Source organism: Arthrobacter castelli DSM 16402 (assembly GCF_000430705.1).
GTDB classification, from domain to species: domain Bacteria; phylum Actinomycetota; class Actinomycetes; order Actinomycetales; family Micrococcaceae; genus Arthrobacter_C; species Arthrobacter_C castelli.
Window position 1 is genome coordinate 42,571 of record NZ_AUMN01000005.1, and the last position, 24,556, is coordinate 67,126.

Annotated in this window: 24 protein-coding genes; 15 read left to right on the plus strand and 9 right to left on the minus strand. The window is 65.5% G+C overall.

Annotation, left to right across the window (positions count from 1 at the left end; translation table 11 throughout):
- Positions 1-62: 62 nt before the first annotated feature.
- From H535_RS0107325 to H535_RS0107345, 5 genes are read left to right on the plus strand one after another with little or no spacing between them, the layout of a single operon-like run.
- Positions 63-1,181 carry a zinc-binding dehydrogenase gene (locus tag H535_RS0107325; protein ID WP_051298751.1) on the plus strand — a complete coding sequence of 373 codons (1,119 nt, stop codon included), beginning with the start codon at positions 63-65 and terminating at the stop codon, positions 1,179-1,181.
- A gap of 33 nt (positions 1,182-1,214) precedes the next feature.
- Positions 1,215-2,549, plus strand: a complete 1,335-nt coding sequence (locus H535_RS24070) for an RbtT/DalT/CsbX family MFS transporter (protein ID WP_051298753.1) — start codon at positions 1,215-1,217, stop codon at positions 2,547-2,549.
- Between the two features lie 2 nt (positions 2,550-2,551).
- Entirely contained in the window at positions 2,552-4,282 is a 1,731-nt protein-coding gene (locus tag H535_RS0107335) for a dihydroxyacetone kinase family protein (protein WP_026819034.1), read from the plus strand.
- A gap of 16 nt (positions 4,283-4,298) precedes the next feature.
- The gene (locus H535_RS0107340; RefSeq protein WP_026819035.1) at positions 4,299-4,763 is read left to right on the plus strand and encodes a ribose-5-phosphate isomerase; all 465 of its coding nucleotides are present in this window, start codon (positions 4,299-4,301) and stop codon (positions 4,761-4,763) included.
- Positions 4,760-5,503, plus strand: a complete 744-nt coding sequence (locus H535_RS0107345) for a GolD/DthD family dehydrogenase (protein WP_026819036.1) — start codon at positions 4,760-4,762, stop codon at positions 5,501-5,503. Before H535_RS0107340 ends, H535_RS0107345 begins: the two co-directional genes overlap by 4 nt.
- 441 nt (positions 5,504-5,944) lie before the next feature.
- On the opposite strand, the gene H535_RS24075 is transcribed toward H535_RS0107345, so the two are convergent.
- Complete coding sequence (locus H535_RS24075) at positions 5,945-7,507, minus strand: MFS transporter (RefSeq protein WP_051298755.1); 1,563 nt, start codon at positions 7,505-7,507, stop codon at positions 5,945-5,947.
- Positions 7,508-7,592: 85 nt separating this feature from the next.
- Here H535_RS24075 and H535_RS0107355 point away from each other — a divergent pair, with 85 nt between their 5' ends.
- A complete protein-coding gene (locus H535_RS0107355; RefSeq protein WP_026819037.1) occupies positions 7,593-8,252 on the plus strand; it encodes a TetR/AcrR family transcriptional regulator in 660 nt (219 codons plus the stop codon).
- 123 nt (positions 8,253-8,375) lie between these two features.
- Here the strand turns inward: H535_RS0107355 and H535_RS0107360 are convergent, their stop codons facing one another.
- Positions 8,376-9,095, minus strand: a complete 720-nt coding sequence (locus tag H535_RS0107360) for an aspartate/glutamate racemase family protein (RefSeq protein ID WP_035768719.1) — start codon at positions 9,093-9,095, stop codon at positions 8,376-8,378.
- Between the two features lie 72 nt (positions 9,096-9,167).
- The gene (locus H535_RS0107365; protein WP_026819039.1) at positions 9,168-9,677 is read right to left on the minus strand and encodes a DinB family protein; all 510 of its coding nucleotides are present in this window, start codon (positions 9,675-9,677) and stop codon (positions 9,168-9,170) included.
- Positions 9,678-9,835: 158 nt separating this feature from the next.
- Between H535_RS0107365 and H535_RS27680 the strand changes: the two genes are divergently transcribed.
- Entirely contained in the window at positions 9,836-10,525 is a 690-nt protein-coding gene (locus H535_RS27680) for a Type 1 glutamine amidotransferase-like domain-containing protein (RefSeq protein WP_051298757.1), read from the plus strand.
- 215 nt (positions 10,526-10,740) lie between these two features.
- Positions 10,741-11,586, plus strand: coding sequence for a pantoate--beta-alanine ligase (panC, locus tag H535_RS0107375; RefSeq protein WP_026819040.1), 846 nt, complete (start codon positions 10,741-10,743; stop codon positions 11,584-11,586).
- A 302-nt stretch (positions 11,587-11,888) separates the two neighbouring features.
- Here panC and H535_RS0107380 read toward each other — a convergent pair whose 3' ends face one another.
- The 3 genes from H535_RS0107380 to H535_RS0107390 are packed head-to-tail and all read right to left on the minus strand — an operon-like array spanning position 11,889 to position 14,551.
- Positions 11,889-13,433: an FAD-dependent monooxygenase gene (locus tag H535_RS0107380; protein ID WP_026819041.1), complete on the minus strand. Its 1,545-nt coding sequence runs from the start codon at positions 13,431-13,433 to the stop codon at positions 11,889-11,891.
- Between the two features lie 34 nt (positions 13,434-13,467).
- The gene (locus tag H535_RS0107385; RefSeq protein ID WP_026819042.1) at positions 13,468-13,791 is read right to left on the minus strand and encodes a hypothetical protein; all 324 of its coding nucleotides are present in this window, start codon (positions 13,789-13,791) and stop codon (positions 13,468-13,470) included.
- 58 nt (positions 13,792-13,849) lie between these two features.
- Positions 13,850-14,551, minus strand: coding sequence for a FadR/GntR family transcriptional regulator (locus H535_RS0107390; RefSeq protein WP_026819043.1), 702 nt, complete (start codon positions 14,549-14,551; stop codon positions 13,850-13,852).
- 157 nt (positions 14,552-14,708) lie between these two features.
- On the opposite strand from H535_RS0107390, the gene H535_RS0107395 reads away from it, so the two are divergent.
- The 3 genes from H535_RS0107395 to H535_RS24085 all read left to right on the plus strand — a co-directional run bounded on the left by H535_RS0107395 (position 14,709) and on the right by H535_RS24085 (position 18,946).
- The gene (locus H535_RS0107395) at positions 14,709-16,082 is read left to right on the plus strand and encodes an SLC13 family permease (RefSeq protein ID WP_026819044.1); all 1,374 of its coding nucleotides are present in this window, start codon (positions 14,709-14,711) and stop codon (positions 16,080-16,082) included.
- 87 nt (positions 16,083-16,169) lie between these two features.
- Positions 16,170-17,378 (plus strand): CaiB/BaiF CoA transferase family protein, encoded by a 1,209-nt coding sequence (locus H535_RS0107400; RefSeq protein ID WP_035768721.1) that lies wholly within the window; start codon positions 16,170-16,172, stop codon positions 17,376-17,378.
- Positions 17,379-17,380: 2 nt separating this feature from the next.
- A complete protein-coding gene (locus H535_RS24085; protein WP_051298759.1) occupies positions 17,381-18,946 on the plus strand; it encodes a carboxyl transferase domain-containing protein in 1,566 nt (521 codons plus the stop codon).
- On the opposite strand, the gene H535_RS0107410 is transcribed toward H535_RS24085, so the two are convergent.
- Positions 18,913-19,524 carry a TetR/AcrR family transcriptional regulator gene (locus H535_RS0107410; RefSeq protein WP_026819046.1) on the minus strand — a complete coding sequence of 204 codons (612 nt, stop codon included), beginning with the start codon at positions 19,522-19,524 and terminating at the stop codon, positions 18,913-18,915. The two genes, H535_RS24085 and H535_RS0107410, sit on opposite strands and share 34 nt — an antisense overlap.
- Positions 19,525-19,674: 150 nt before the next feature.
- Between H535_RS0107410 and H535_RS0107415 the strand changes: the two genes are divergently transcribed.
- The 3 genes from H535_RS0107415 to H535_RS0107425 all read left to right on the plus strand — a co-directional run bounded on the left by H535_RS0107415 (position 19,675) and on the right by H535_RS0107425 (position 22,164).
- Entirely contained in the window at positions 19,675-20,703 is a 1,029-nt protein-coding gene (locus H535_RS0107415) for an aldo/keto reductase (protein ID WP_026819047.1), read from the plus strand.
- 90 nt (positions 20,704-20,793) lie between these two features.
- On the plus strand, positions 20,794-20,916 hold the full coding sequence (locus tag H535_RS30175) for a hypothetical protein (protein ID WP_281171229.1): 123 nt from the start codon (positions 20,794-20,796) through the stop codon (positions 20,914-20,916).
- Positions 20,917-21,033: 117 nt separating this feature from the next.
- Positions 21,034-22,164 carry a S1C family serine protease gene (locus tag H535_RS0107425; protein ID WP_026819048.1) on the plus strand — a complete coding sequence of 377 codons (1,131 nt, stop codon included), beginning with the start codon at positions 21,034-21,036 and terminating at the stop codon, positions 22,162-22,164.
- A gap of 113 nt (positions 22,165-22,277) precedes the next feature.
- Here H535_RS0107425 and H535_RS0107430 read toward each other — a convergent pair whose 3' ends face one another.
- The gene (locus H535_RS0107430; protein WP_026819049.1) at positions 22,278-22,748 is read right to left on the minus strand and encodes a DUF4383 domain-containing protein; all 471 of its coding nucleotides are present in this window, start codon (positions 22,746-22,748) and stop codon (positions 22,278-22,280) included.
- Between the two features lie 234 nt (positions 22,749-22,982).
- On the opposite strand from H535_RS0107430, the gene H535_RS0107435 reads away from it, so the two are divergent.
- On the plus strand, positions 22,983-23,990 hold the full coding sequence (locus tag H535_RS0107435; protein WP_026819050.1) for an LLM class flavin-dependent oxidoreductase: 1,008 nt from the start codon (positions 22,983-22,985) through the stop codon (positions 23,988-23,990).
- A gap of 26 nt (positions 23,991-24,016) precedes the next feature.
- On the opposite strand, the gene H535_RS0107440 is transcribed toward H535_RS0107435, so the two are convergent.
- Positions 24,017-24,478 carry a peptidase dimerization domain-containing protein gene (locus H535_RS0107440; protein WP_026819051.1) on the minus strand — a complete coding sequence of 154 codons (462 nt, stop codon included), beginning with the start codon at positions 24,476-24,478 and terminating at the stop codon, positions 24,017-24,019.
- Between the last annotated feature and the right edge of the window lie 78 nt (positions 24,479-24,556).

The following is a 24,556-nucleotide window of genomic DNA, read 5'->3' on the forward strand; positions in this document are numbered from 1 at the left end:
TCAGATGCGACTAGGGTACTTGATGTTGACGCAGATCACATAAACTTTCTGAGGAGCGGGACATGTCGACAACAACACTGGAGCAGCAAAGGGCCTCCGAAGCGCTGCCGGAGAAGATGACCGCGGTGGTGTGCCACGGTCCGGAAGACTATCGGCTCGAACAACTTGATACCCCGGCTCCTGCCGCCGGCGAGATGCTGATGCAGGTCGAGGCCGTCGGCGTATGCGCCAGCGACCTGAAGTGCTACCACGGCGCCGCGAAGTTCTGGGGCGACGAGAACCGCCCGGCCTGGGCCCAGCACGGAGTCACCCCGGGCCACGAGCTGGTGGGCGTCATCGTGTCCGCCGACCAGCAGGGCCGCGACACCCACGGCGTCGCCGTCGGCGACCGCGTCGCCTGCGAGCAGATCGTGCCCTGCGGTGAATGCCGCTACTGCCAGCGCGGCGAATACTGGATGTGCGGTCCGCACGACATGTTCGGCTTCCGCAATTACAACGGCGCGATGGCGCAGTACATGGTCGTTCCGTCCAAGGCCCGGGTGCACAAAGTTTCCAAGGAACTTCCCCCGGCCCACGCCGCGTTCGCCGAGCCGCTTTCCTGTTCGCTGCACGGTGTGGAGCGTGCCAACATCAAGTTCGACGACGTCGTCGTGGTGGCCGGTTGCGGCCCCATCGGCCTGGGGATGATCGCCGGCGCCAAGGCCAAGAGTCCGATGAAGGTGGTGGCCCTGGACATGGTCGACGACAAGCTGGAACTGGCCAAAAAGTGCGGCGCGGACGAAGTCATCAACATCGGCACAGAAGACGCAGTGGCGCGCATCAAGGATATGACCGGCGGCTACGGCGCCGACGTCTACATTGAGAGCACCGGCCACCCGTCCGCCGTCGGACAGGGATTGAACCTGCTGCGCAAGCTCGGCACCTATGTTGAGTATTCCGTGTTCGGCTCGGATGTCTCGGTCGACTGGTCAATCATCAGCGACGACAAGGAACTCGACGTCCTCGGCGCCCACCTCGGCCCGCACTGCTGGCCCGCCGCCATCAAGATGATCGAATCGTCCATCCTGCCGATGGACGAGATCTGCACCAACCAGTTTCCCCTGGAGCAGTTCCAGGAAGCGCTGGACATGGTATCCGACACCTCGGGTGCATCCGTGAAGGTATCCATCCTGCCCAACTAACGTCCTCGCTCAATGGCGTGAGAGGAGATAATCGTGACTGCAACAGCAGCATCGTCAGGCGGGCGGGAGACCCGCCTGGACCGGATCGGCATCCCGCATTCGCTACGCTGGGGCTTCCTTGGCGTACTGATCTTCATGACCGGCAACGGCGTGGAGTCCAACTTCATCGCCCCGCACATGTCGGAGGCACTCGGGTCCGACAACCTGGTTCCCACCATCATCACCATGTACGGCGTGGCGGTGCTGGTGTCCTCCTACCTGTCGGGCGCGCTGTCCGATCTGTGGGGGCCACGCAAGGTGATGACCCTCGGGTTCGGCATCTGGGTCGTTTTCGAGGCACTGTTCCTGCTCAGCCTTGCGGCTGATTCCACGGTGGGGGCCTTCGTCACCTATTTCGCCCGCGGCTTCGGCTATCCGCTGTTCGCGTTCGCGTTCCTGGTGTGGATCAACGCCGTGGTCCCGCGCAAGCGCAACGGCACGGCCGTGGGCTGGTTCTACGTGATGTTCACCGGCGGGCTTCCCACCTTCGGCTCGCTCTTCGCGCTGATCTTCATCCCGGTCTTCGGCGGCGGCCATGAGGGCGAAACGCTGACCATGATCGCATCTGCGACCCTGGTGGGCGTCGGTTACTTGATCGCGATGCTCGGCGTACGGGACAACGCCGGCACCAAACGGCTTGCTCCGGAAGGCGAATCGGCCTCGCAGGTGATCTTCGGCGGCATCCGGCTCAGCTTCAAGCAACCGAAGATCTTCACCGGGTTCGTGGTGCGGCTGATCAATACCGCCCCGCAGTACGGAATGTTCATCATCCTGCCCACCATTATCGGCGGGTCCCTCGGCTGGTCGCAGACACAGTGGCTGGCGATGACGGTGATCGTCTATGCCTCGAACATCGCCTTCAACGCCGTCTTCGGCGCCATCGGCGACAAATGGGGCTGGCAGCGCACGGTCAAATGGTTCGGCGTGGCCGGCTCGGCCGTCGGACTGCTGTTGTGGTGGTACGTGCCGCACTGGGTGGAACCGGGCTCCGACTGGGGTTTCGTACTCTCGGTGATCGCCGGCGTGACCTTCGGCATCCTGCTGGCCGGTTTCGTCCCGATGGGCGCCATCATGCCCGCGCTGACACCGGAGCATAAGGGCGCCGCCATGGCGATGTATACGACGGCGGCCGGCGGCGCTGCCTTCCTCGGCGGAGCCGTGGTGGCCGCGGTGCTGCCGTGGGGCGGGCCCGAAGCCGTGGTCTGGGCGTTCGTCGCACTCTACGGGTTGGCGTTCTTCCTGATGAAGTACCTGCACGTGGACGCAGACGCCCACGATCCGGTGGCACATCCGGACACCGCGCCGGCCTCGGCCCGGGGAAAGGCATAACCGTGACCAGGATCTTCAACGAACCGGAGAACTTCGTCGACGACCAGCTGGCCGGCTTCGCCGACCTCTATGCGGACCGCCTGAGGGCAGTTCCCGGGGGAGTGGTCTCCCGCCAAGGCGGGCAACCGCAGGTCGCGGTGGTGATCGGCGGAGGTTCGGGCCACTACCCGGCCTTCGCCGGGCTGGTCGGCCCGGGACTGGCGACTGGCGCGGTGGTGGGCAACATCTTCACCTCCCCGTCGGCCGCGCAAGTCTACTCCGTGGCCAAGGCGGCCGACCAGGGCCGCGGCGTCATCCTCAGCTTCGGCAACTATGCCGGCGACACGATGAACTTCGGTATTGCCGCGGCGCGGTTGCGTAAAGAGGGAATCGACACCCGGATTGTGATCGTCACCGACGACATCGCCTCGGCTCAGACGGAGCAGCAGCGCCGCGGAATTGCCGGCGACTTCACCGTCTTCAAGGTGATGGGAGCCGCGGCTGCGGCAGGCCAGGGGGTCGACGACGTCGAACGCGTCGGCCTGGCAGCCAACGGCGCCACCCGGTCGCTGGGCGCCGCGTTCTCCGGGTGCACCATGCCCGGGGCGGACACCCCGCTGTTTACCGTGCCCGAAGGGCAGATCGGCGTGGGGCTGGGGATCCATGGCGAACCGGGCATTCGGGACGAGGCACTGCCCACCGCGGCGGACCTCGCGGCGACCCTGGCGGATCCGGTGCTGGCACAGGCCCCTGACGAAGCCGGCACCAGGGTGGGAGTGATCCTCAACGGTCTGGGCACCACCAAGTACGAGGAACTCTTCCTGCTCTGGGGGCTGATCGCCGCCCGGCTGCGCGAAGCGGGACTGGAAGTGGTCGATCCCGAGGTGGGCGAACTGGTGACCAGCCTGGACATGGGCGGTGTTTCCCTGACGCTGATGTGGCTGGACGACGAACTCGCCGAATACTGGACGGCCGATACCTACACTCCGGCGTACCGTAAGCAGCAGACACCGCTGGCAGGCATGGTCCGCGGCGCTTCCGGCGAAACCGGCGTGGAGGAAGCGGAATCCATTCCCGCCGCCACTGCCGCGGCACGCCAACTGGCCACCATCGTCGTGCAGGGTCTGCAGACCATGGCACAGACCCTGCACGCCAATGAGAAGGAACTCGGTGACATCGACGCCGTGGCCGGCGACGGCGACCATGGCCGAGGCATGGTCAAGGGCGTGGACGCCGCCCTCGATGCGGTCCAGCACGAATCGCGGCGGGGCGAGCCGGGCGCGGCCTGGTTGCTGAGACAGGCCGGACTGGCCTGGGCCGAACACGCCGGCGGAACCTCCGGGGTGCTCTGGGGCGCGGCGCTGGAGGCGGCCGGCGGATCGTTGACCGACGAGCGGGACAGCTACGCCGCGGCCGACTACGTGGCCGCCGCGGCGGCCTTCAGCGGTGCCATCACCGACCTCGGCGGCGCGGCTGTGGAGGACAAGACGCTGGTGGACTCCCTGGCTCCCTTTGTCGACACCCTGCAGGCCGGCGTCGACGACGGAACTCAATTCGGCGAAGCCTTCGCCGCAGCGGCCGCCGTCGCCCATCAAAAGGCCGCCGATACGGCAGACCTGGTGCCCAAACTCGGCCGGGCACGGCCGCTGGCGGACAAGAGCGTCGGCACCCCCGACGCCGGGGCGACGTCGTTCGCCATGATTGTCGGAGGGCTGGCACCCTCCACCCCGGTTGGACAACGGCACGACGCTTGAGAAAGGAAGAATCACTATGGCATTGAGGATTGTGGTCGGCGCGGACGACGCCGGTTACGACTATAAGGAAGCCCTCAAGCGGGACCTTCAAGCCAGCGATGTGGTGTCGGAGGTGATCGACGCCGGCGTGGAGGCGGATGCCGACGCGGACACCGCCTACCCGCACATCGCCGTCGACGCCGCCAGGATGGTGGCCGAGGGCAGGGCCGATCGCGGTCTACTGGTCTGCGGAACCGGGCTCGGCGTGGCCATCTCCGCCAACAAGGTCAAAGGCATACGCGCCGTCACCGCCCACGACTCCTACTCCGTGGAGCGCTCCGTGCTCAGCAACAACGCCCAGGTGCTGTGCTTCGGCCAGCGGGTCGTCGGACTGGAGCTGGCCCGCAAACTGGCCGGCGAATGGCTCACCTACACCTTCGATGAATCCAGTTCGTCGGCGGAGAAGGTCGCGGCCATTGGCAGCTACGAGGAAGGCCCATGAGCACCACGTTCTCCGGCCGCATTGCGCTGGTCACCGGCGCGGCGAGCGGCATCGGACTCGCCGTCGCCACGCATCTGGCCGAGCGCGGGGCGCGGGTGGTCAGCGTCGATATCTCCGACCGGCTCGCCGAAGCAACCGACGGGCTGCCCGGCGAGGGGCACCACGCGATCGTGGCGGACCTGACCCGTGAGGGTGCGGCCACGGAGGTCGTCGCGGAAGCGGTGGACGCCACCGGGCAAGTCGACATCCTGGTCAACTCCGCCGGCGTGGCGCTGCTCGACAAGGCAGTGGACCTCTCGCTGGATAAGTGGAACGCCACGATGGCCCTCAACCTGACCGCCAGCTTCACCATGGCACAGGCTGCCGGCCGGCAGATGACCGAGCGCGGCTACGGGCGGATCATCAACCTGGCCTCGCAAGCCAGCGTGGTCGGGCTGGACCAGCACGTCGCCTACTGCACCAGCAAGGCCGGAATCGTCGGGATGACCAAGGCCATGTCCCTGGAGTGGGCACCGGCCGGGGTCACGATCAATGCGGTGTCGCCCACCGTGGTGGAGACCGAATTAGGTAAGAAAGCCTGGGCCGGGCAGAAGGGTGAGGACATGAAGAAACTGATCCCCGCCGGCCGGTTCGCCCAGCCGGAGGAAGTCGCGGCCATGATCGGCTACCTCGCCAGCGACGACGCCGGCATGGTCACCGGAGAGAATCTGCTGATCGACGGCGGGTACTCGGCGGTGTAGTTTGGCCCCCGGCAAGTCGGTTGTAAAGTTCCGGAGCAATTTGTCACCAGCCCCAATTTCGTATCACCACCGTGTCGGCCCGTCCGGATTTCGTGTCGCCAGTAGCCCCATCGGAGGCGTGACTGAAGCTGTATAAGTATGCGCCCTGTTGAGTGAGCACCGATTGGTTAATACAGCCCCGTTCTAGTGTCTGCAGGGCTGGAGGGCACGGCAATGCTGGCACGCTCGACATCTTCTGGGTGTCGCAGCAGGTGTGTCGTATAGGGCCCCGTCACCGGACAGATCACCGGACGGGGTAACTGGGACGGTCTCGGCCGCGACACTTCAACGGTGCTGGTCAGGGCTGGGTGTGACCGGTGAGGGTTGCTCTTACGGGACTGCCGCCGCAGTCGCGCCGGCTTCATGTCCCCGAGCGGCAGTGGTCCAGGCAGCGCAGCCTTTTCATCGTTTCCCCGCGTCTTCCGGCGGGTGCGTAGGCCGGGCCGGGGGTCTTCCGCGATGGAGCAGTATCGGGCACACGATGGCGGTCGCGACCAGGACGAGTCCCCCGGTTATCGTGGCGGCATTCAGCCCGTGGGTGAAGGCGTGGCGGGCAAGGTCAGCGAGGTGAGCCGCGGCTTCGGCCGGAAGCTGCTCGGCGACACTGAGGGCTGCGCCGAGGCTGGAGCTGACGGCCTCAGTGGCCTCCGGGGGGAGGTCGGCGGGCACCCCGTCGAGGACGCGTGACCGGTACAGGGCGGTGCCGATCGAGCCGAGCACGGCAATACCCAGCGCGGCACCCAGCTCCGCGGCAGTCTCCGACAGTGCGGACGCGGCACCGGAGCGGGATGGCGGGGCGGCATCAACCACGACGTCGGTGGCCAGCGTCATCATCGGCGCGATGCCGGCACCGATGAAAGCCGAGGCGACGACTGCGACGATCAGGCCGTCGTCGACCGGGACCCTGCTGAAGGCGAGCATCCCTGCCGCTGCCACGGCCGAGCCTGCTCCGAAGACGAGGGGGTAGCCGAAGCGGGGCACGAGCACGGAGGCCAGAACAGACATCCCGCCGACAGCGGCCATGATCGGCAACATCGCGAAGGCCGCGATGAGCGGCGACAGGCCTGCAACGAGCTGCAGGTACTGCGCGCTGTAGAACATCACCCCGACCAGCGAGAACATCGCCAGACCCGCCCCCAGGACGGCCCCGCTGAAGCGCGGGTTGACGAACAGGCCGACATCGACCAGGGGAGACTGCAGACGCCGTTGCCGGATGAGGAACACGGCGCCGGCGAACACGCCGACGACCAGCCCGGTCACCGCGGCCGGTGTGAGAGCGAGTTCCTCGGCGGCGGTCTTGATCGCCCAAACGACCGGCAGGATCGTGGCAAAGGACAGCAGGACGCTGAGCACGTCCAACCGCTCCGGTGCCTGATTCCGGTACTCGGGGACGAACCGGGGTGCCAGCACCAGCAGGAGCACGATGACGGGTACGTTGATGAGGAAGACCGACCCCCACCAGAAGACTTCAAGCAGCGCACCGCCGATGATCGGACCCAGCGCGATGCCACCGGACAGGCTCGCGGTCCAGATACCGATGGCCCGGGTGCGCTCCGCCGGGTCGGTGAACATGTTGCGGATCAGTGACAGCGTCGAGGGCATCAGCGTGGCACCGCCGATCCCCATCAGGGCCCGGGCGGCGATGAGCACCTCCGGGCCCGGTGCGAACGCCGCCAGCGTCGAGGCCGCACCGAACACTGCCCCACCGATCAGGAGCAGCCTACGCCGGCCGATGCGGTCGCCGACGTTGCCCATGACGATGAGCAGGCCGGCCAGCAGGAACCCGTAGGCATCCAATATCCACAGGGTCTGGCTGGGAGACGGCGTCAGCTCACGGGTAATCGTCGGGATCGCGATGTGCAGGATCGTGATGTCCATCGAGGTCAGGATCACCGGCAGCGTCAGCACGGCAAGACCGAGCCACCGCGACCGCGCATCGAGGGAACGGGAAGTTGAGGCGGACATGATTCCTCCTTGAGTACGTCGTACGCAACAAGCGTAGCGTACGGCGTACCCATTACGGTAGAGTGGGGTCCTCAGGAGGTATCGGTTGAGTCCACGAGTTGGGGCCACGGGCCCGTTGTCCCGTGAGCGGATCGTCGCGGCGGCGATTGAGCTTGCCGACGAGGATGGTCTCGACGCGGTGACGATGCGTCGCGTCGCCGAACGGCTGGGTGCCGGGGCAATGTCGCTGTATCGGCACGTCTCCGATAAGGACGAGCTGATCGGCGCCATGGTAGAGCAGGTCACCTCTGAATATTCGTACCCCGATCCATCCCGTCTGAGCTGGCGGGAGGCCATGCATGCACTTGCCCGCCAGGACTGGTCAGCATTTTTGACCCACCCGTGGATGCTCACCGCCACCACCACCGTTACCCCACCTTTCGGCACGGCTTCTCTAGCGGCGATGGAATGGGCGCTGTCCGCCCTGGACGAGCTGAAGCTGACACCGGACGCGGCTGCCCGTGCAATCATGACCATCAACAACTACGTCCAGGGCAGCGCACGCGTCGTCCTCGGGGACCGGCACGCCAACGCAGGGGACGACCCCGGCCGTACCTGGCAGCACCGACTCCACGATGTGGACCTGAGAGACTTCCCCCACCTGAGCCGGCTCATCGCCCAGCCGCTCCCCGCCGGCGAACGAGACTGGTTCAAAGACGGGCTGGATGTCATCCTCGACGGCGTCCAGGCGCACCAAAACCCCTGACCCGGGGCGGCGGAGACCAACAGTGTCACGCGAGGACACTGCCTGCCTCAGGACTCCAAATAGCCCTGCCGTCATTAACACCGGGCTCCGAATGCCCCGGGGAAGGATCGGGCAGCGGGACGTTCAGGTCCGAGCAGGTGCGCCTAGTGACGCGTCGACGGCGGCCTCGACGTGCAGGCGGGTAGTCGGGAAAACGGGAACCTGGCTGTCTGCCGCCGAGATGAGCAGTTCGATCTCGGTACAGCCGAGCACGACGCCATCGGCACCGGCTTCGGCCAAGCGGCTGATAACGTCGCGATAGATCTGCCGTGATTCCTCGTGCAGCAGGCCCTGGCATAGCTCGTCGTAGATGATGCGGTGCACATCGGCTCGATCGTCCGCGGACGGCACGAGCACGGTGAGGCCGTGGCTGGCCAGCCGGTCCCGGTAGAAGTTCTGCTCCATGGTGAAGGCGGTGCCGAGCAGCCCGACAGTGCCGAGGCCGGCACGGATGATCGCCTGAGCGGTCGCGTCAGCCAGGTGCAGCAGGGGGATATGGATCGCGGCCTGTACCCGGTCGGCGACCTTATGCATCGTGTTGGTGCAGATCAGCAGCAGCTCGGCGCCGCCCGCCTCGAGCCCCTTGGCGGCCTCCGCGAGCACCTTTCCGGCCTCGTCCCATTGCCCGGCGGCCTGCAGCGCCTCGATGTCGGCGAAGTCCACCGACGCCAGCAGCACACGAGCCGAGTGCAGCCCGCCCAGCCGTTCTCGCACGAGCTCGTTAGCAAGGCGGTAGTACTGAGCGCTGGACTCCCAGCTCATTCCGCCCAGCATTCCGATCACTCGTGCTCGGTTGGTGGTCATGACTCCATCCTGCCAGCGGAACGAAATTCCGTCCCTTACGAAAGGGTACATCGGCTTCAGTCGGCGCTGAAGTCATTCTCCCGTGGTGCCGTCAATTGCCTCGCGCAACAGGTCTGCATGGCCGTTGTGTCGGGCGGTCTCCTCGACTAAGTGGGTCATCACCCAGCGTAAGCTCCATTGGTGACCATCCCGGTCGCGTCCGGCTGACAAAGTGTCCAGTTCCACGTCGTCCACGGCTTGGCGGCTGCGGTCGCATGCGTAGCGATAGAGCACGCGCAACGTGTCAGGTTCGTCGTCGCTGGCGGTGTGGAACTCCCAGTCTCGGTCTTCATCCCAGGGGGCGCTGGCCCAAGGTTCTAGCTCGGCTCGACCCAGGAATTTGACATGGAACCAGTCGTCTTCCACGTGGGCGAGGTGTTTGAGCAGGCCGGCTAACGTTAGGTCGGACGTCGGGAGCTGCTGGTTCAGTTGCTGCCGATCCAGTCCCTCGGTTTTGATCAACAACGTTTCGCGCTGATAGTCCAGGAACTGCTGGAGAGTGGTCCGCTCGTCGACGGCGGGCTGAGGATCGTGACGGCTCATTCGTAGAGTCTGACATGCTGTGTCAGTTGAGGGATCGGCCAACGGGCCGCTCGGTCAGCTTCTATGAGGTGCAACTGGAGACGCGGGTTTGGCCTGAGTGCGATTCCGCTAATGGGGTGGTTGGACTGGCCAGAGTTCTATGGGGATGATGATTGGTGATGCGGTTTTATCTTGGTGGCGGTGGCAGCGAACACGACGAGGCGGCCTTGTGGGACGAGGCGTTCAGTTCTGGTCAGGGCGTCAGCATCTGGCCGTTTGCGATGGCAGCCGGTGCCGCACGCACCGGAAGTGTGCAGTGGCTTAGCAACGCCCTGCGCGGCCGCGGTGACTTCACCATCGATCCCTGGGGTCTGGACGACACCAACAGCAGCCCCGAGGATAGTATGCTGCGGCTGCGGGGAAGCGACGTGCTGGCAATTCCAGGTGGCAATACCTTCGATCTGTTACAGCATCTGCAGCAGCGCCAGCTACTGCAGGTGGTGCTCGATTTCCTGGCCGGCGGGGGCCGTGTGTATGGAGGAAGTGCCGGAGCCATCCTGTTTGGTGCTGACATTGCCATGGCAGAGCTGGCCGATCCCAATGACGCAGGCCTGACCGACCTCGCCGGGTTGGATCTCCTTGCTGGCGCTGTCGTCCTCCCGCATTACCGGCCCTCGCAGGATGCGGAAGTGCAGCAGTGGGTCCACCAGCGCGGACGGACCATCATCGCCCTACCCGAGCGCAGTGGCGTGGCCGTCGCAGATTGGCAGGCCCGCAATGTCGGGCCAGACCCGGTGCGAATCTTCACACCCGATGGAGAGCAACACACCCACGAATCCGGTTCGAGTTGGAGGTTGACCGACTTGTGACACCCATCCCCACTCGGCTCAAAATGGCCCCTTCCCCTTGGGACAGGGATTCGGAAAGCCGCGATGGGCTCGTTCTCGTAGGCCGATCCCTGCATGGCCAGGACCGACGAATGGGCAGTGCACAGGTACAGGTTGAGCAGGCTGTCACTGCGTGGGGTTTCGACGATGAACGCTAACGCTGCGGATCAGGTTCGTCTCAGAGGAAGGGAGTGGCCATGGAGATATTTCATTCCATCGCCGAATACCAGCGGTGGCGCGAGGCCACGGTGGGATGGGTGGGCCATGTGGCCTCTCTCGGTTATCTCCACGAAGGGCATCGTTCCCTCATGCGCCGCGCACGCGCAGAGAACGAGCATGTGGTGGTTACCCTCTACGTAAATCCTCTGCAATTCGGTCCTGGTGAGGATTTCGACACGTACCCTCGTGATCCGGCGAAGGACGAGTTCGTTTGTGCACAGGAGGATGTAAGTGCACTGCTTCTGTTGAGTGACGATGAAATGTATCCGCAGAATTTCGGTACCAAGGTGTCGCCGACCGTAGCCATGGACCGATACGAGGCGGCGTCCCGCCCGGAACACTTCGCGGGAGTAGCTACAGTGGTCACCAAGTTGTTCAACATCGTCCGCCCGCACCGGTCGTACTTCGGGTTGAAGGATTATCAGCAGGTACAGGTCGTTCGGCGGATAACGGAAGACCTTCACTTAAGTGTCGAAGTGGTCGGCGCACGGACCGAACGGGAGCCGGACGGGCTCGCCATGAGCAGCCGGAACGTCCGTCTCTCCGGGGCGGAGCGGAGCAGTGCGCCACTGCTCTATCGGGCGCTGCAAGAGGTACAGGCCTGTCTCTCCTCCGGCGAACGGTCGGTTGCCGAGGGGCTGCGCCGGGGACGATCCGTGCTCGATGCGACCAAAGTGCCGATGACTCTTGAGTACTTCGACGCCGTCGCCCCAATCACCCTGGATAGGGTCGACGAACTCAAAGATGGCGCAGTGGTGCTCGCAGCGCTGCGGCTGCCATCAGCCCGGTTAATCGACAACATCGTGCTTGAAGACGAAGCGTGACGGTCGCCCCGTTTCCTCCGGCAGTGGTGCTCCACGCTGCCAATCTGGATCCCCGATAACACTTGGCTCATTGCGATCCCACTTCGGTATGCGCCGATGAAGGATCCCCAACTGACACACGTTGCCAGCCGGGCGTGGGCATGGCGGTGGAGGTGGAACCGAGGCTGATTGCATGAGTCAGGAAGACTGCTTCGGTCGAATAATTATGCATTCGAAGGGTCCGAAATGGAGAAGGTCGTCGAGGACCGCCAGATGAGTGGCGTTTGGGGCTTACATCGGTGGGCAAGTGGTGTGTGTGCCGGTCAATTGCCAATGTGCCGCTGAAGCGCAGCGGCGAATTCCGCTGCGGCCTGGTCGGGGTAGGCGGCCGCGGCGACGAATCCGTCCGGCCGGACCAGCAGCACCTTCCCGCCGGTCAGGCCATTGGCCGGCGCGGCGGGGAACTGGCGTACGTCGACGTCGAGTTCGTCCCGCAGCGACCGCAACCGGTCCTCGGCGACCTCCCCGTACACGTGCGCCATCCACGCGGCGGCCTTCAACGATTCGAAGTTCTGCCCGGTCCAGGGCAGCCGCCGCCCCACAATCCGGTCCCGCTGTCCCTGCGCACGTTCACGCGCCGACTCGTCCATCCAGTAATGGATCCGCACCTGGGCCAGGTACTCAAACATCCGCGAGCTGCCGGACAGCCTGGGAATGATCCGCAGCAGCACCGGCGCCGCGATCCGCGGCAGGAACCTCCGCACCGCCCGCAGTACCGGATTATTGGAGGTGACAGCGGCAAACAGCCGGTCGGTGGTGTTGGTCAGCCGCAGCGCCACCGGGCGGCGTTCAGCCTCATAGCGTTGAAGGTACGACGGCGGCGCCTCGCCTTTGAGCACGGCACCGAGCTTGAAGGCCAGATTGTGCGAGTCCTGCAATCCGGTGTTCATGCCCTGGGCGCCGACCGGCGAATGGACGTGGCCGGCGTCTCCGGCCAGCAGCACCGGACCGTCGGTAAACTGCGCAGCCACCCGGTGATGCAAGCGGTAAGTGGAAAACCACGACGTCGAAGCATAGGTCACGCCGAAGACCCGCTGCAGCATCGGTCGGATGGACGACTCGGCGACATCGTCGGCTGGATCGTCCGATCCATGAGGAACCACGCCCAGCAACCGGTTGTGCCCGTCGCTTCCCATCGGGAACGTGAGCAGGAAGAATTTCCGGCCGAACCGGAGGTTGATCGAGGTGGGGACCAGCCCTTCGACCCCCGCGGCGTCGGCCACGAAGAAGGTGTGCTCGTTGGTGCGGCCCTCAAAGTCGATACCACGCAGCTTGCGCACCACCGACGACGGTCCATCCGTTCCGACGCAGTAACGCGACCGGATCGTCACTTCCCCGTCCGGGCCCTGCAGCGTGACAGTCACCCGGCTGCCGCCGTCGTCCGCTGTCTCCTGGTCCAGGTCCTGAAGCCGATGCTGCCACAGCACCGCACCACTGAGCCGCTGCAAGTTCGAGTACAGCAACTTCTCGTTGCGGCTCTGCTCCAGGATGTACAAGTGGGGATAGGGCGAGACACCGGAGCCGATATTGGCGAACCGGACGAAGCCGAATGCCTTGTCTTGATAGCCAGGGGCGACACCTTGGGCGATATAGGCCTCGTCCAGCACCTGGTCCGCGACGCCCAGCTGGTCGTAGATCTCCATGGTCCGCGCCTGCACCCCGAGCGCACGCGACTCCCGGGTGGGGCCGGACTTGCCGTCGACCAGGATGGCGTCGACGCCGAGCTTCGCCAGCCAGTTGGCCAGCATCAGCCCGGTGGGGCCGGCGCCCACAATCAGAACATCGGTGGTCCTTTCAACTGCCGGCATGGCAACCTCCTTTTCGTGCGCTTCGATTCCAAGGCTATCGGCGCGACTCCTTGAGAACCCGGGACGCAGCCCGGCCAACGGTCCACACCAAGGGGGTAAGCGATACCAGCAGCGCGAGGGTGTTGGGCCGGAACACCGGTTTGCCGCAGTCGTTCGTGCGGTAGATGCCAACCGGCACCGCGATTCCACCGCCACCACCGCCGCCCTCGTCATCGGCGGTGCCTCCTCCACCAAACCCGTACTGGACGTAGCAGACCGGCACTATTTCCGCGCCGTTAATCGTGACGGGATCTCCATAGACGGTGGAGGCCCCAAAGCTCTTGAACGATTCGGCGATCTTTTCGATGATGTTGGACATGGACCCAATCTAATACCGATTCACGCTGGAGGGGAGCAGTCGCCGCCCTCCGATACCCCTATTTCAACAGCGCGACGTCTGAGACGAGTTCGATATGCGATTGCATGGCATCGGCGGCCTGCTGCGGGTCCTGCGCGCGGATGGCCTCGGCAATGGTGCGGTGCGAGGCCAGAGACTGCTCCGGGCGGTTGGGCTGGCCGAGCGATTCCAGCCGGGTTTCGAGGACCATCTCGGCGATAAATGCCATCAGCTGTTCCAGCACCGACGAGTGCGCCGCCGCGGTGACCGCTTGGTGGAACAATTCGTCGCCGTGGGCGCCCTTGTCCCCGGAGCTGACTTCCGCTGCCATGGCCTCGATCGCCGCATCGATGGCGTCCATGTCCGCGTCGGTGCGCCGGGCCGCGGCCAGCGTAGCGAGCTTAACTTCCAGGGTGCTGCGGGCTTCGACGATGTCCGGCAGCCGGTTGCTGTGTTCGCGCAGCCCCTTGATCACCGGGGCAATGCTGGGCCGGTACACGAGTACCGCGCCGGTGCCGTGCTGCACGTCGATGACGCCGAGCACTTCCAGGGCGACCAGCGCCTGGGCCAGCGTGGCACGGGAGACACCCAGCTGCTCTGCCAGTTCGCGTTCGGCGGGCAATACGTCGCCCGGTCCGAGTTGGCGTGCCTCAATATAGCCGAGCAGCTGTTCGACAAGTTGTTCATACAATCGGGGGCGCGGCACGCGGGTGAACGGGCCCGAGGCTGATGATTCACGCATGTTTCCCCTCCTGGCGGCGCGACACTGGGCGCCAATGTGGTGACGTTTTTCGAGTCTACAGCCGCTCCGCCTGTTGACAAGGAGACCTAGTGTGCAGGAGGCTAGGCCACTGGACCTGTTAGCCCAATCACAAGCACGCCGGGTGTAAGGAGAATTCATGTCGGCCCCTGTTCTATCCATCATCGTGTTGGCGGTGATGTTCCTGCTCGCCACGTTCCTGCCTATCAATATGGGTGCGCTGGCGTTTGTGGGGGCATTCTTCCTCGGCGTCGTCTTCCTTGGCATGGAGGCCGACGCCGTTCTGGCCAACTTCCCCGGCGGGCTGTTCCTGACGCTCGTCGGTGTCACGTATCTATTCGCTATCGCGCAGAACAACGGCACCATTGACCTGCTGATCCAGGGAGCATTGCGGCTGGTCCGCAACCGGGTGGCAATGATCCCGTGGATCATGTTCACCATCACCGCGGCAATCACCGCCGTCGGCGCGCTGGGCCCGGCCGCCGTCGCCATCATGGCCCCCATCGCCCTGAGCTTCGCAGCCAAGCACAAGATCAACCCGCTCATGATGGGGATGATGGTGGTGCACGGCGCGCAGGCGGGCGGTTTCTCGCCGATCGCCGTCTATGGCGTGATTGTCAATGGGATCGTCTCCGACACCGGATTCGATTACAGCCCGCTGGCGCTGTTTTTGACCAGCCTGATCTTCAACTTCCTGATCGCACTGACTCTCTTCCTGGTCCTCGGCGGACGCAAGCTCATCTCCGGCAAGGTCGGACACTTCGTCGAGCAGGCGGCCGAGGCGCGGATGAAAGCCAGCGTCGGCCACCGGATCAGCGGCAGCGATGCCGCCGGCTCCGGATCCGAAGCCGGCGGGCCGAACGGTACGGCGGGAGGCTCCGGCACCGGCGCAGCGCCGGCGAAGACCCGCGAGGACATCATCTCGCAGGTGGCCACGGTTCTCGGGCTGATCGCCCTGGCGGTCCTGGCGCTCGGGTTCAAGATCGACGTCGGCTTCGTCGCCATCACCATTGCAGTGATCCTGGCGCTGGTCTCGCCGAAGGCACAGCACGGCGCGGTCAACAAGATCAGCTGGTCGACCGTGCTGTTGATCTGCGGGATGCTGACCTTCGTCGGCGTGCTGCAGGAAGCAGGGACCATTGACTACGTATCGGACGCTGTATCCCGGTTGGGTATGCCTATGCTCGCGGCGCTGCTGATCTGCTACATCGGCGCCGTCGTTTCGGCGTTCGCCTCCTCCACGGCGATCCTGGCCGCGCTGATTCCGCTGGCCATCCCGTTCCTCGAATCGGGGGAAGTCGGCGCCGTGGGCGTGATCTGCGCGCTGGCCGTGGCATCGACCATCGTCGATGTGTCCCCCTTCTCCACGAACGGTGCGCTGGTGCTGGCCAATGCGCCGGAGGGCACCAACCGGGACCGGTTCTACAAGCAGATCCTCGGCTATGGCGCCATCGTGGTGGTCGCCGGACCGCCCATCGCCTGGCTGACGCTGGTGGTGCCGGGATGGCTGTAGCTGCCACCTGGCCCGGCTGCGGGTCCCTGCGGCGCTATTGACTCCGGCCGCCCGAGCCGACGCGAAGTCCGTACTGAAATGAGGAACATGGAACAAGAAACAGCATCGCAGAACGCCGGACCGCTCGGCGGCTACCTCGTGGTGGACCTGAGTCGGGCGCTGGCGGGGCCGCATGCCGGGATGATGCTCGGCGACCTGGGTGCTCGGGTGATCAAGGTGGAGAATCCGCAGTCCGGCGACGATACCCGCGGCTGGGGGCCGCCGTTCGTGGGCCCGGACGAGGATCCGCAGGCGACCTATTTCCTGTCCTGCAACAGGAACAAGGAATCGATCGCCATCGACCTGAAGAGCGACGGCGGCCAGGCCGAGCTGGCTGAGTTGATCCGGCGTGCCGATGTGGTGGTGGAGAACTTCCGGCCCGGTGTGCTGGACCGGCTGGGGTTTTCGGCGGCTCAGATGCAGGAACTCAACCCGGCGCTGGTGATTCTGTCCATCACCGGGTTTGGCCATGACGGGCCGGAATCCTCCCGCAGTGGCTACGACCAGATTGTCCAGGGCGAGGCAGGGTTGATGTCGCTGACCGGCTCGGGGCCGGACGATCCGCAGCGCGTCGGGGTGCCGATCGCGGACCTGCTGTCCGGAATGTACGGCGCGTTCGGGTGCCTGTCCGCCTTGCTCGAGCGCGAACGCACCGGCAAGGGGCAGGTGGTGCGGACCTCGCTGCTGGCCGCGCTGGTGGGCGTGCACGCATTCCAGGGCACCCGCTCCACGGTGGCCGGCGAAGTCCCGCAGGCCCAAGGCAACCACCATCCCTCGATCGCCCCGTACGGGCTGTTCGCCTGTGCCGGAGGCAAAGTGCAGATCAGCGTGGGCAGCGAGCGGCTCTGGACGCGCTTCGCCGAAGGCTTCGGCATCGATGCCACCCGTGAGGAGCTGGCGACCAACGCGCAGCGGGTGGTCAACCGGGACAAACTCATCGCCGAGGTGGAGGCAGCCTTCTCCGGCTACGGCCCCGAGGACCTGCTGGCCAGGCTGAACGAGATGGGGATCCCGGCGGGCAAGGTCCGGTCGCTGGACGAGGTCTATGACTGGGACCAGGTCCGCTCCCAAGGCTTGCTGGTCGACGTCGACCACGACCTGCTGGGCAATGTCACCCTGCCCGGGCCGCCGCTGAGATTCTTCAACGCCGACGACGAGGAGGAGACCACCTACCGCTCCCATTCCGCCCCGCCAGGGCTGGACCAGGACGGCGAGCGCATCCGGCAGTGGCTCGCAGCGGGGGAAGCGGGGGAGTAACAATGAGCACCACGCAACGGACCCGCCGGCTGGCCGCCGCGGAGCTGGTGGCCACGGTGCTGGACGACGGCTCGTTCAGTTCCTGGGATGAGCCGACGCGCGGGCCGGAGACCAGCGCCGGGTACCGCGAGGAGCTGGCCGCGGCGACCGCCAAGTCGGGGCAGGACGAATCGGTCATCACCGGCGAGGGGCTGATCCGCGGGAGGCGGGTCGCGCTGATCGTCAGCGAATTTTCCTTCCTGGCCGGCTCCATCGGCCAGGCCGCAGCGGACCGCATTGTCGCCGCCGTCGACCGCGCCACCGCGGCAGGATTGCCGCTGCTGGCCGGACCCGCCTCCGGAGGAACCCGGATGCAGGAAGGCACGCTGGCGTTCCTGTCCATGGTGCGGATCACGGCGGCAGTGCGGGCCCACCGGCAGGCCGGACTGCCGTACCTGGTCTACCTGCGCCACCCGACCACCGGGGGAGTGATGGCCTCCTGGGGGTCGCTGGGGCACATGACCGTTGCCGAGCCCGGGGCGCTGCTGGGTTTCCTCGGGCCGCGGGTGTACGAGGCGATCCACGGTGAACCGTTTCCGCCCAATGTGCAGGTCGCCGAGAACCTCTTCGACAAAGGGCTGATCGACGCCGTCGTCCCCGCCGCGCAACTGCCGGAGATTATCGACCGGGCGCTGGCCATCCTCACTCCTGAACCGGCCGGCCCGGTGCCGTCGCCGGCCACCCTGGACGTGGTGCCCTCGGCCGTCGACGCCTGGACGTCGGTGGAGATCTCACGCAACCCCCGCCGCCCGGACCTGCGCAGCCTGCTCAAGTACGGGGCCGACGACGCGCTGCCGCTCAACGGCACCGGACAGGGCGAAAAGGATCCGGGACTGCTGCTGGCACTGGCGAAGTTCGGCGGACAATCCTGCGTCGTGCTCGGGCACCAGCGACCGGCCGGGGCGTCCGACGACGGCATGGGCCCGGCCTCGCTGCGGGAAGCCCGGCGGGGCATGCGGCTGGCCGAAGAGTTGGCGCTGCCGTTGCTGGCGGTGATCGATACCGCCGGGGCGGCGATGTCGCCCGAGGCGGAGGAAGGCGGACTGGCCGGCGAAATAGCCAGGTCACTGCACGACCTGATCGGGCTGCAGTCGCCGACCGTGTCCGTGCTGTTCGGCCAGGGCGCCGGGGGCGGGGCATTGGCGCTGCTGCCCGCGGACCGGACCATCGCCGCCCACCACGGCTGGCTGTCCCCGCTTCCCCCGGAAGGCGCCAGCGCGATCGTCCACCGCACGGTCGAACATGCCCCCGCTATGTCCGCCGCCCAGGGCATCAATGCCGCGTCGCTGCATGCCAACGGCGTCGTGGACCACCTGGTCGATGAGCAACCCGATGCCGCTGCCGAGGCCAAGGCGTTCTGCCGGCGCATGGGCACGGCGATTGAGTACGAATTGGCGTCCCTGGCGACGCTGCCACCCGGCGGCCGGGTGGAACGCCGGGCCAACCGGTATCGGCACTTGGGGCGGCCGGCGCGGAAGAATGCTCAGGAGAATCCTCAGGAGCGGGACTGGTTCGCAGCCGCTCCGTAGCGCAGTCCGTCGATGATGACGCCGATCATCCGCTGGCTGTACGCGGCCGGCTCGTCGGCGTCGGTCATGCACAGGCTCGCCACGGCATTCAACAGGTCCCTGGAGCCGATGTCGGCCCGGACCTCGCCGTCGTCGGCCGCTGCATTCAGCAGTGAGTCGAGAGCGGGACCAAGCCGGGCCATGAAGTAGTCAGGCAGTTCGTCGAACGCCGGGTCGCCGGAGTGCAGGGCCGAGGCGAGGCCCCGTTTGGCTGCGATGAACTGGGTGTATCGGTGGAGCCACTTCTCCAATGCTGTTCCCGGTTCGTGTTCGGCAGCCAGTGGCCCCGCGGCGTCTGCACAGGCGTCCACCTCGTGCCGGAAGACGGCCTTGACCAGGTCCGAGCGCTGCGGGAAGTGCCGGTAGAGCGTTCCGACGCCGACGCCGGCCAGATCGGTGATCTCCTTCGCGGGCGCATCCACGCCTGAGGAGCCGAATACAGTCTTGGCCGCGTCCAGCAGAGAGTCGATATTGCGCTGAGCGTCGGCACGGCGCCGGCGCGGCACTGATTCGCCTGTTGGCGAGATGTTCCCAGTCACGACACTCCATCCACTGATTTTTCCGGAATCACTTTCCACCTATTGTTTTCCGGAACGCCTTTCCGTATAGTTCTGGAATAGCGTTCCGCTTAAATCCAGAATACGCCATCGTGGAGCGCTGATCCTAAACACAACCTCAGGAGCACACTCATGCAGTACCGCAATCTCGGACGAACCGGTATCAAAGTCAGCCCTTACGCTCTCGGCGCGATGATGTTCGGCGCCCTGGGCAATCCCGACCACATCGACTCGATTAAGATCATCCACAAGGCCCTCGACGCCGGGATCAACTTCATCGACACCGCGGATGTGTACGCCCACGGCGAGTCGGAAGAGATCGTGGGAAAGGCACTTAAGGGGCGGCGCGACGACGTCGTCCTCGCCACGAAAGTGAGCCTTTCCATGGGGGACGATCCGAATCAGCGTGGCGCATCACGGCGCTGGATCACGACGGCGGTGGAGAACTCGCTGCGTCGCCTGCAGACAGACCACATTGATCTTTATCAAATGCAGCGACCGGACCCGGACACTGATATCGAGGAAACGCTGTCCGCGCTCTCGGACCTGATTCGCAGCGGAAAGGTCCGTGCCGTTGGAACGTCCACCATGGACGCCTCGGACATCGTCAAGGCTCAGTGGGTCGCCGAGCGGCGCGGCGTGGAACGCTTCCGCACCGAGCAGCCCCCGTACTCGATCCTCGATCGTGGTATTGAACGCGAGGTGCTGCCGCTCGCGCAGGAGTATGGCATGGGCACTCTGGTCTACAGCCCCCTCGCTGGCGGAATGCTCACCGGCAACTACCGGAAGGGGCAACAGAACAGCACACACAGATCCCAGTACGGCTTCCGGCACCTGGCCGATGAGCGCCGCATGGAGGCCGTTGAGCAACTCATTCCCGTCGCACAGGACGCCGGGATCCCGCTGACCCAGCTCGCAATGGCTTTTGCGGTTGCCCATCCGGGGGTCACCTCGGCGCTGATCGGGCCCCGTACGATGGAGCATCTCGACAGTACGCTCGCCGGTCTCGACGTCACCCTCACTGACGAGACCCTCGACCGCATCGACGCCATCGTGCCGCCCGGATACGGGGTCGGCAGGTTGGACATGGCCTACAACCCACCCGCCATCGAGCAAGCCGCCCTGCGTCGCCGGCCCGTCAATGAGCGAGCCGCGGCATGAGCCGCGGAGCTGCCGACTACGTAATTCAACCCGATAAACCCACCCGACGGGATCGGCGGGGTTTATCTGAAGGACAGTGACATCTCTCCATTGGATGACGATTCGCAGTCCCTCACGGCGGAGACTTTCCCGTCCGACGTCGCGTCGCACTCCATCGAGCCGGAATCAGCGCAGCGGCTCTGGGAGCTGAGCGGGCAACTACTCGCGGCATAGGACCCCCGCGCACCGGCAGCCAGGGGCGGTCCCGGCGCTGGTTTCTGGCCAAGATCGCGGTTTTTGGACACAATGAGATCAGAAGATCAGCCTGCTACCTATTGAGGAGTGCGCCCGATGTCACTGGATACCACTCGGCCACGGCACCGCTTATGGCTGCCCGTGTTCGCCGCAGCCACACTGGCGATGACCGGATGCACCGCCACTAACGGAGAAGGCGGCGGGCAGCAAACCACTGCCAGCGAATCGGCCAGGCCGGGTGGCGGTTCCCAAACCCAGGGCGGCAACGGTGCCGGCAGCAATGGGCAGGACGACGGCGGCCAAAGTGGCGGCGGCGATGAAGTAGGTTTCGCCGATATCCCGGGGATCATCGACGACGTTCAACCCTCGGTGGTAACGGTCTTCAACGACCAGGGCTTGGGCAGCGGTGTCATCTACACCGAGGACGGGCTGATCCTCACCAATGCGCACGTGGTGGGAGAAGCCGAACGCGTGGAAATCGGGTTCGCAGACGGGAAACGGGTGCCGGGACAGGTGGTCGCCACCGACCAGGTGACGGACCTGGCGCTGGTGCAGGTGGAGCGCACCGGATTGCCCGCGGCCGAGTTCGAAACCGACCTGCCTGAAGTCGGCTCCCTCGCCGTCGTCATCGGCAGCCCGCTGGGCTTTGAGAACAGTGCCAGTGTCGGCATCATCTCCGGTCTGCACCGCGAGATCCCCGGATCGGCCAGCAGCAACCAGTCGCTGGTGGATCTGATCCAGACCGACGCGGCGATCAGCCCCGGAAACTCGGGCGGAGCCGTGGTGAACGGCCAAGGTGAAGTGGTCGGAATTAGCGAGGCATACATCCCCCCGGAGACCGGAGCCGTGTCGCTGGGCTTCGCCATTCCGGCCGCCACCGCCGTCGAAGTAGCCGAAGAACTGATAGAAGACGGCAGTGCCGACCACGCATACCTCGGCCTGGTGCCCCGCACCCTGACCCCGCAGATCGCCACCCAACTGGGACTGGAGCAGGAGAACGGCATTGTGGTGCTGTCGGTCGAACCCGGAACACCGGCGGACCAGGCCGGGCTGGAGCCCGGTGACCTGCTCATATCGCTCAACGGGGAAGAACTGCAGACCTCCGGGGACCTGATCGCGGCGCTGCGCTCGCTGAACCCGGGGGACACCATCGAGGCCAAAGTCGTCCGCGGCGGCGAAGTGGACACCGTGGAAATCACGGTGGCCGAGCGACCCAACGGCAACTAAACAGAGATATGCGTTGTGCGGAAGAGCTTCACACAACGCATACTCTTTGGGCGCATACTCCTTGGGTTCGCCAGGGTGGCCGACGCATGCGCCGGCGCCTGCGCAGTTGCCGCCTACGTTTGGTGTTCGGAGGCACCTCCGCGGTGGCGTGCCATATAGGCAACTCCGAGGCCGCCGGCGATCAGGCCGAGCACCAGGTGCAGCCAGTTCGTCCCCATACTGAAGGACAGGAAATTCGCCGTCGACGTCAGGTCAATAACCAGGCCGTAAATCCACAGCAACAAGAACAACGCACCACTGCCTAACAGGAAGTCGCGGGACAACATAGTGCTGCGGCTCATGCCGATGCCTGCTATGCCCACGGCCAAATAAACGATGTTGAGCAGGATGGACGTTCCGAATGCGCCAAACAACAGCGCTCCCGAACCAGCGGCGAATGTCATTTCGCCGTACTGGGCCGTGATTCCCGGGATGAATCCCAGGACACCTAAAAGCAGAAATACTACGCCGCCTGAGATCGCGGCATTACGTACATGCTCGCGGGTCAAGTGCCATCCGGACGCACCATGGGATGCCGTAGTCATTTCTCCCTCCTCATTCGACTGGAACTGGTTCTCCGGACGGGTGTCCGGAGAAGTTGACGGGGGCGATACGACGTCCCCTTCAGCATCCCTAATTCTACGCTTGAGGCGGGGAAACGGACCCGGGCCGATGGTCTCGAATTGGTGACTGGGAAATAACATCAGCACCGATGCCGTTGCACTTGGTGACTCGGGGCAATCACCCCTCAAACGTCCCCTGCGAAAGGCCGATACACCGTGACCGTTCCACTCTCCATCCTTGACCTGGCGCACATTGGCGAAGGCGTCACCGCCGCCGACAGCTTCAAAGCCAGCGTCACCCTGGCACAGCGCGCCGAAGAGTGGGGCTACCGCCGGATCTGGTACGCCGAACACCACAACATGTCCACCATCGCCTCCTCGGCAACCAGCGTGCTGATCGGGCATGTGGCCAGCCAGACCAAGCACATCCGGTTGGGCGCCGGCGGCATCATGCTCCCGAACCACGCGCCGTTGACCATCGCCGAACAGTTCGGCACCCTCGAAACGCTGCACCCGGGACGAATCGATTTGGGGCTGGGCCGGGCGCCGGGCAGCGACCAGAACACCATGCGGGCACTGCGGCGGGATCCGTCGTCGGCCGAAAGCTTCCCGCAGGACGTGCAGGAACTGCAGGGATACCTGGCCGGCGAATCGCTGATCCCCGGGGTCGACGCCGTTCCCGGCACCGGCACGAACGTTCCGCTGTACATCCTCGGGTCTTCGCTGTTCGGGGCCAAGCTGGCCGCGGCTCTGGGCCTGCCGTACTCCTTCGCCTCGCACTTCGCGCCCAATGCCCTGGAAGACGCGGTGGCGATCTACCGCCGGGACTTCCAGCCCTCCAAGCAACTGTCCGAGCCCTACGTGATTGCCGGCGTCAACGTGATCGCCGCAGACACCGAGGCCGAAGCGGAGGCACAGTTCCTGGCCGCCAAGCGGCGCCGGGTCACCCAACTGCTGGGGCGCGGCCGCAGCTTCACCGATGACGAAGCCGACATGGTCCTGCAGTCACCATCCGGACAGCAGGTGCTGCAAATGACCAAGTACTCCGGCGTCGGCACGCCTGGCCAGGTCAAGGACTACCTCGACTGGTTCACCGAACGTGCCCAGGCGGATGAGCTGATTGTGGCCAGCCAGACGGAAACGAACGAGGCGTGGCTGCGTTCCTTCGAGCTGCTGGCCGACGTCGCAGGGTTGCAGGCGGGCGCGCCCGCCGGGACCCTCTAGCCTAGGCTATTCTTCGGCCAGGTAGCTTAAGGCCGCCGACGTGAGCAGCCGCACCCCAGTGGGACGGTGCGTTCCGGGTCGGTGATGCCGACAAACCAGTAGGCGTAGGGAATGGGCGGGCCATCGTAGCTGTCCGGTCCCGGCAGGCCGAACTCGGAGAAGTCCTCGCTGCCCATCAGGGTGTCCGTATCAACCACCTGGTCGCCTTTCAGGGCGGTGTGGACCCGGCGAACGCGCTCGACGACGTCGTCATCATTGACCGTGACCGGGAAGTCGGAGAAGGTCTCGATGGCCGGCGACTGTACGCATCCTGCGGCGGCGCATTCCGCCTCGGCGATCCGCCGGATGGCCTCGAGAACCTGCTGCTTGCGGGCGTCGCTGCGCACCCGGATATTCATGGTCAGGGTCGCCTGGGTGGGGATGATGTTGGCCTTCGTTCCGGCCTGGAACATGGTCACGCTGAGCACTGCCGCGTCCGAGGGCGGCATCTCGCGGGGGGCGGTTATGCAAGGTCGCGAATTCGGTCCGCGGCGCCAGACATCTGGTCGCCGGCGTGCTGCCCACTC

Excerpts from the sequence above, each read along its gene's own strand:
- H535_RS0107395 (WP_026819044.1), top strand. The coding sequence starts at position 14,709 with ATGTCGGCCCCTGTTCTATCCATCATCGTGTTGGCGGTGATGTTCCTG.
- H535_RS0107340 (WP_026819035.1), top strand. The coding sequence starts at position 4,299 with ATGGCATTGAGGATTGTGGTCGGCGCGGACGACGCCGGTTACGACTAT.
- H535_RS0107440 (WP_026819051.1), bottom strand. The coding sequence starts at position 24,478 with ATGCCGCCCTCGGACGCGGCAGTGCTCAGCGTGACCATGTTCCAGGCC.
- H535_RS0107360 (WP_035768719.1), bottom strand. The coding sequence starts at position 9,095 with ATGACCACCAACCGAGCACGAGTGATCGGAATGCTGGGCGGAATGAGC.
- panC (WP_026819040.1), top strand. The coding sequence starts at position 10,741 with ATGGAGATATTTCATTCCATCGCCGAATACCAGCGGTGGCGCGAGGCC.
- H535_RS27680 (WP_051298757.1), top strand. The coding sequence starts at position 9,836 with ATGCGGTTTTATCTTGGTGGCGGTGGCAGCGAACACGACGAGGCGGCC.
- H535_RS24075 (WP_051298755.1), bottom strand. The coding sequence starts at position 7,507 with ATGTCCGCCTCAACTTCCCGTTCCCTCGATGCGCGGTCGCGGTGGCTC.
- H535_RS24085 (WP_051298759.1), top strand. The coding sequence starts at position 17,381 with ATGAGCACCACGCAACGGACCCGCCGGCTGGCCGCCGCGGAGCTGGTG.
- H535_RS0107425 (WP_026819048.1), top strand. The coding sequence starts at position 21,034 with ATGTCACTGGATACCACTCGGCCACGGCACCGCTTATGGCTGCCCGTG.
- H535_RS0107325 (WP_051298751.1), top strand. The coding sequence starts at position 63 with ATGTCGACAACAACACTGGAGCAGCAAAGGGCCTCCGAAGCGCTGCCG.
- H535_RS0107380 (WP_026819041.1), bottom strand. The coding sequence starts at position 13,433 with ATGCCGGCAGTTGAAAGGACCACCGATGTTCTGATTGTGGGCGCCGGC.
- H535_RS0107415 (WP_026819047.1), top strand. The coding sequence starts at position 19,675 with ATGCAGTACCGCAATCTCGGACGAACCGGTATCAAAGTCAGCCCTTAC.
- H535_RS0107400 (WP_035768721.1), top strand. The coding sequence starts at position 16,170 with ATGGAACAAGAAACAGCATCGCAGAACGCCGGACCGCTCGGCGGCTAC.
- H535_RS0107430 (WP_026819049.1), bottom strand. The coding sequence starts at position 22,748 with ATGACTACGGCATCCCATGGTGCGTCCGGATGGCACTTGACCCGCGAG.
- H535_RS0107365 (WP_026819039.1), bottom strand. The coding sequence starts at position 9,677 with ATGAGCCGTCACGATCCTCAGCCCGCCGTCGACGAGCGGACCACTCTC.
- H535_RS0107390 (WP_026819043.1), bottom strand. The coding sequence starts at position 14,551 with ATGCGTGAATCATCAGCCTCGGGCCCGTTCACCCGCGTGCCGCGCCCC.
- H535_RS0107345 (WP_026819036.1), top strand. The coding sequence starts at position 4,760 with ATGAGCACCACGTTCTCCGGCCGCATTGCGCTGGTCACCGGCGCGGCG.
- H535_RS0107385 (WP_026819042.1), bottom strand. The coding sequence starts at position 13,791 with ATGTCCAACATCATCGAAAAGATCGCCGAATCGTTCAAGAGCTTTGGG.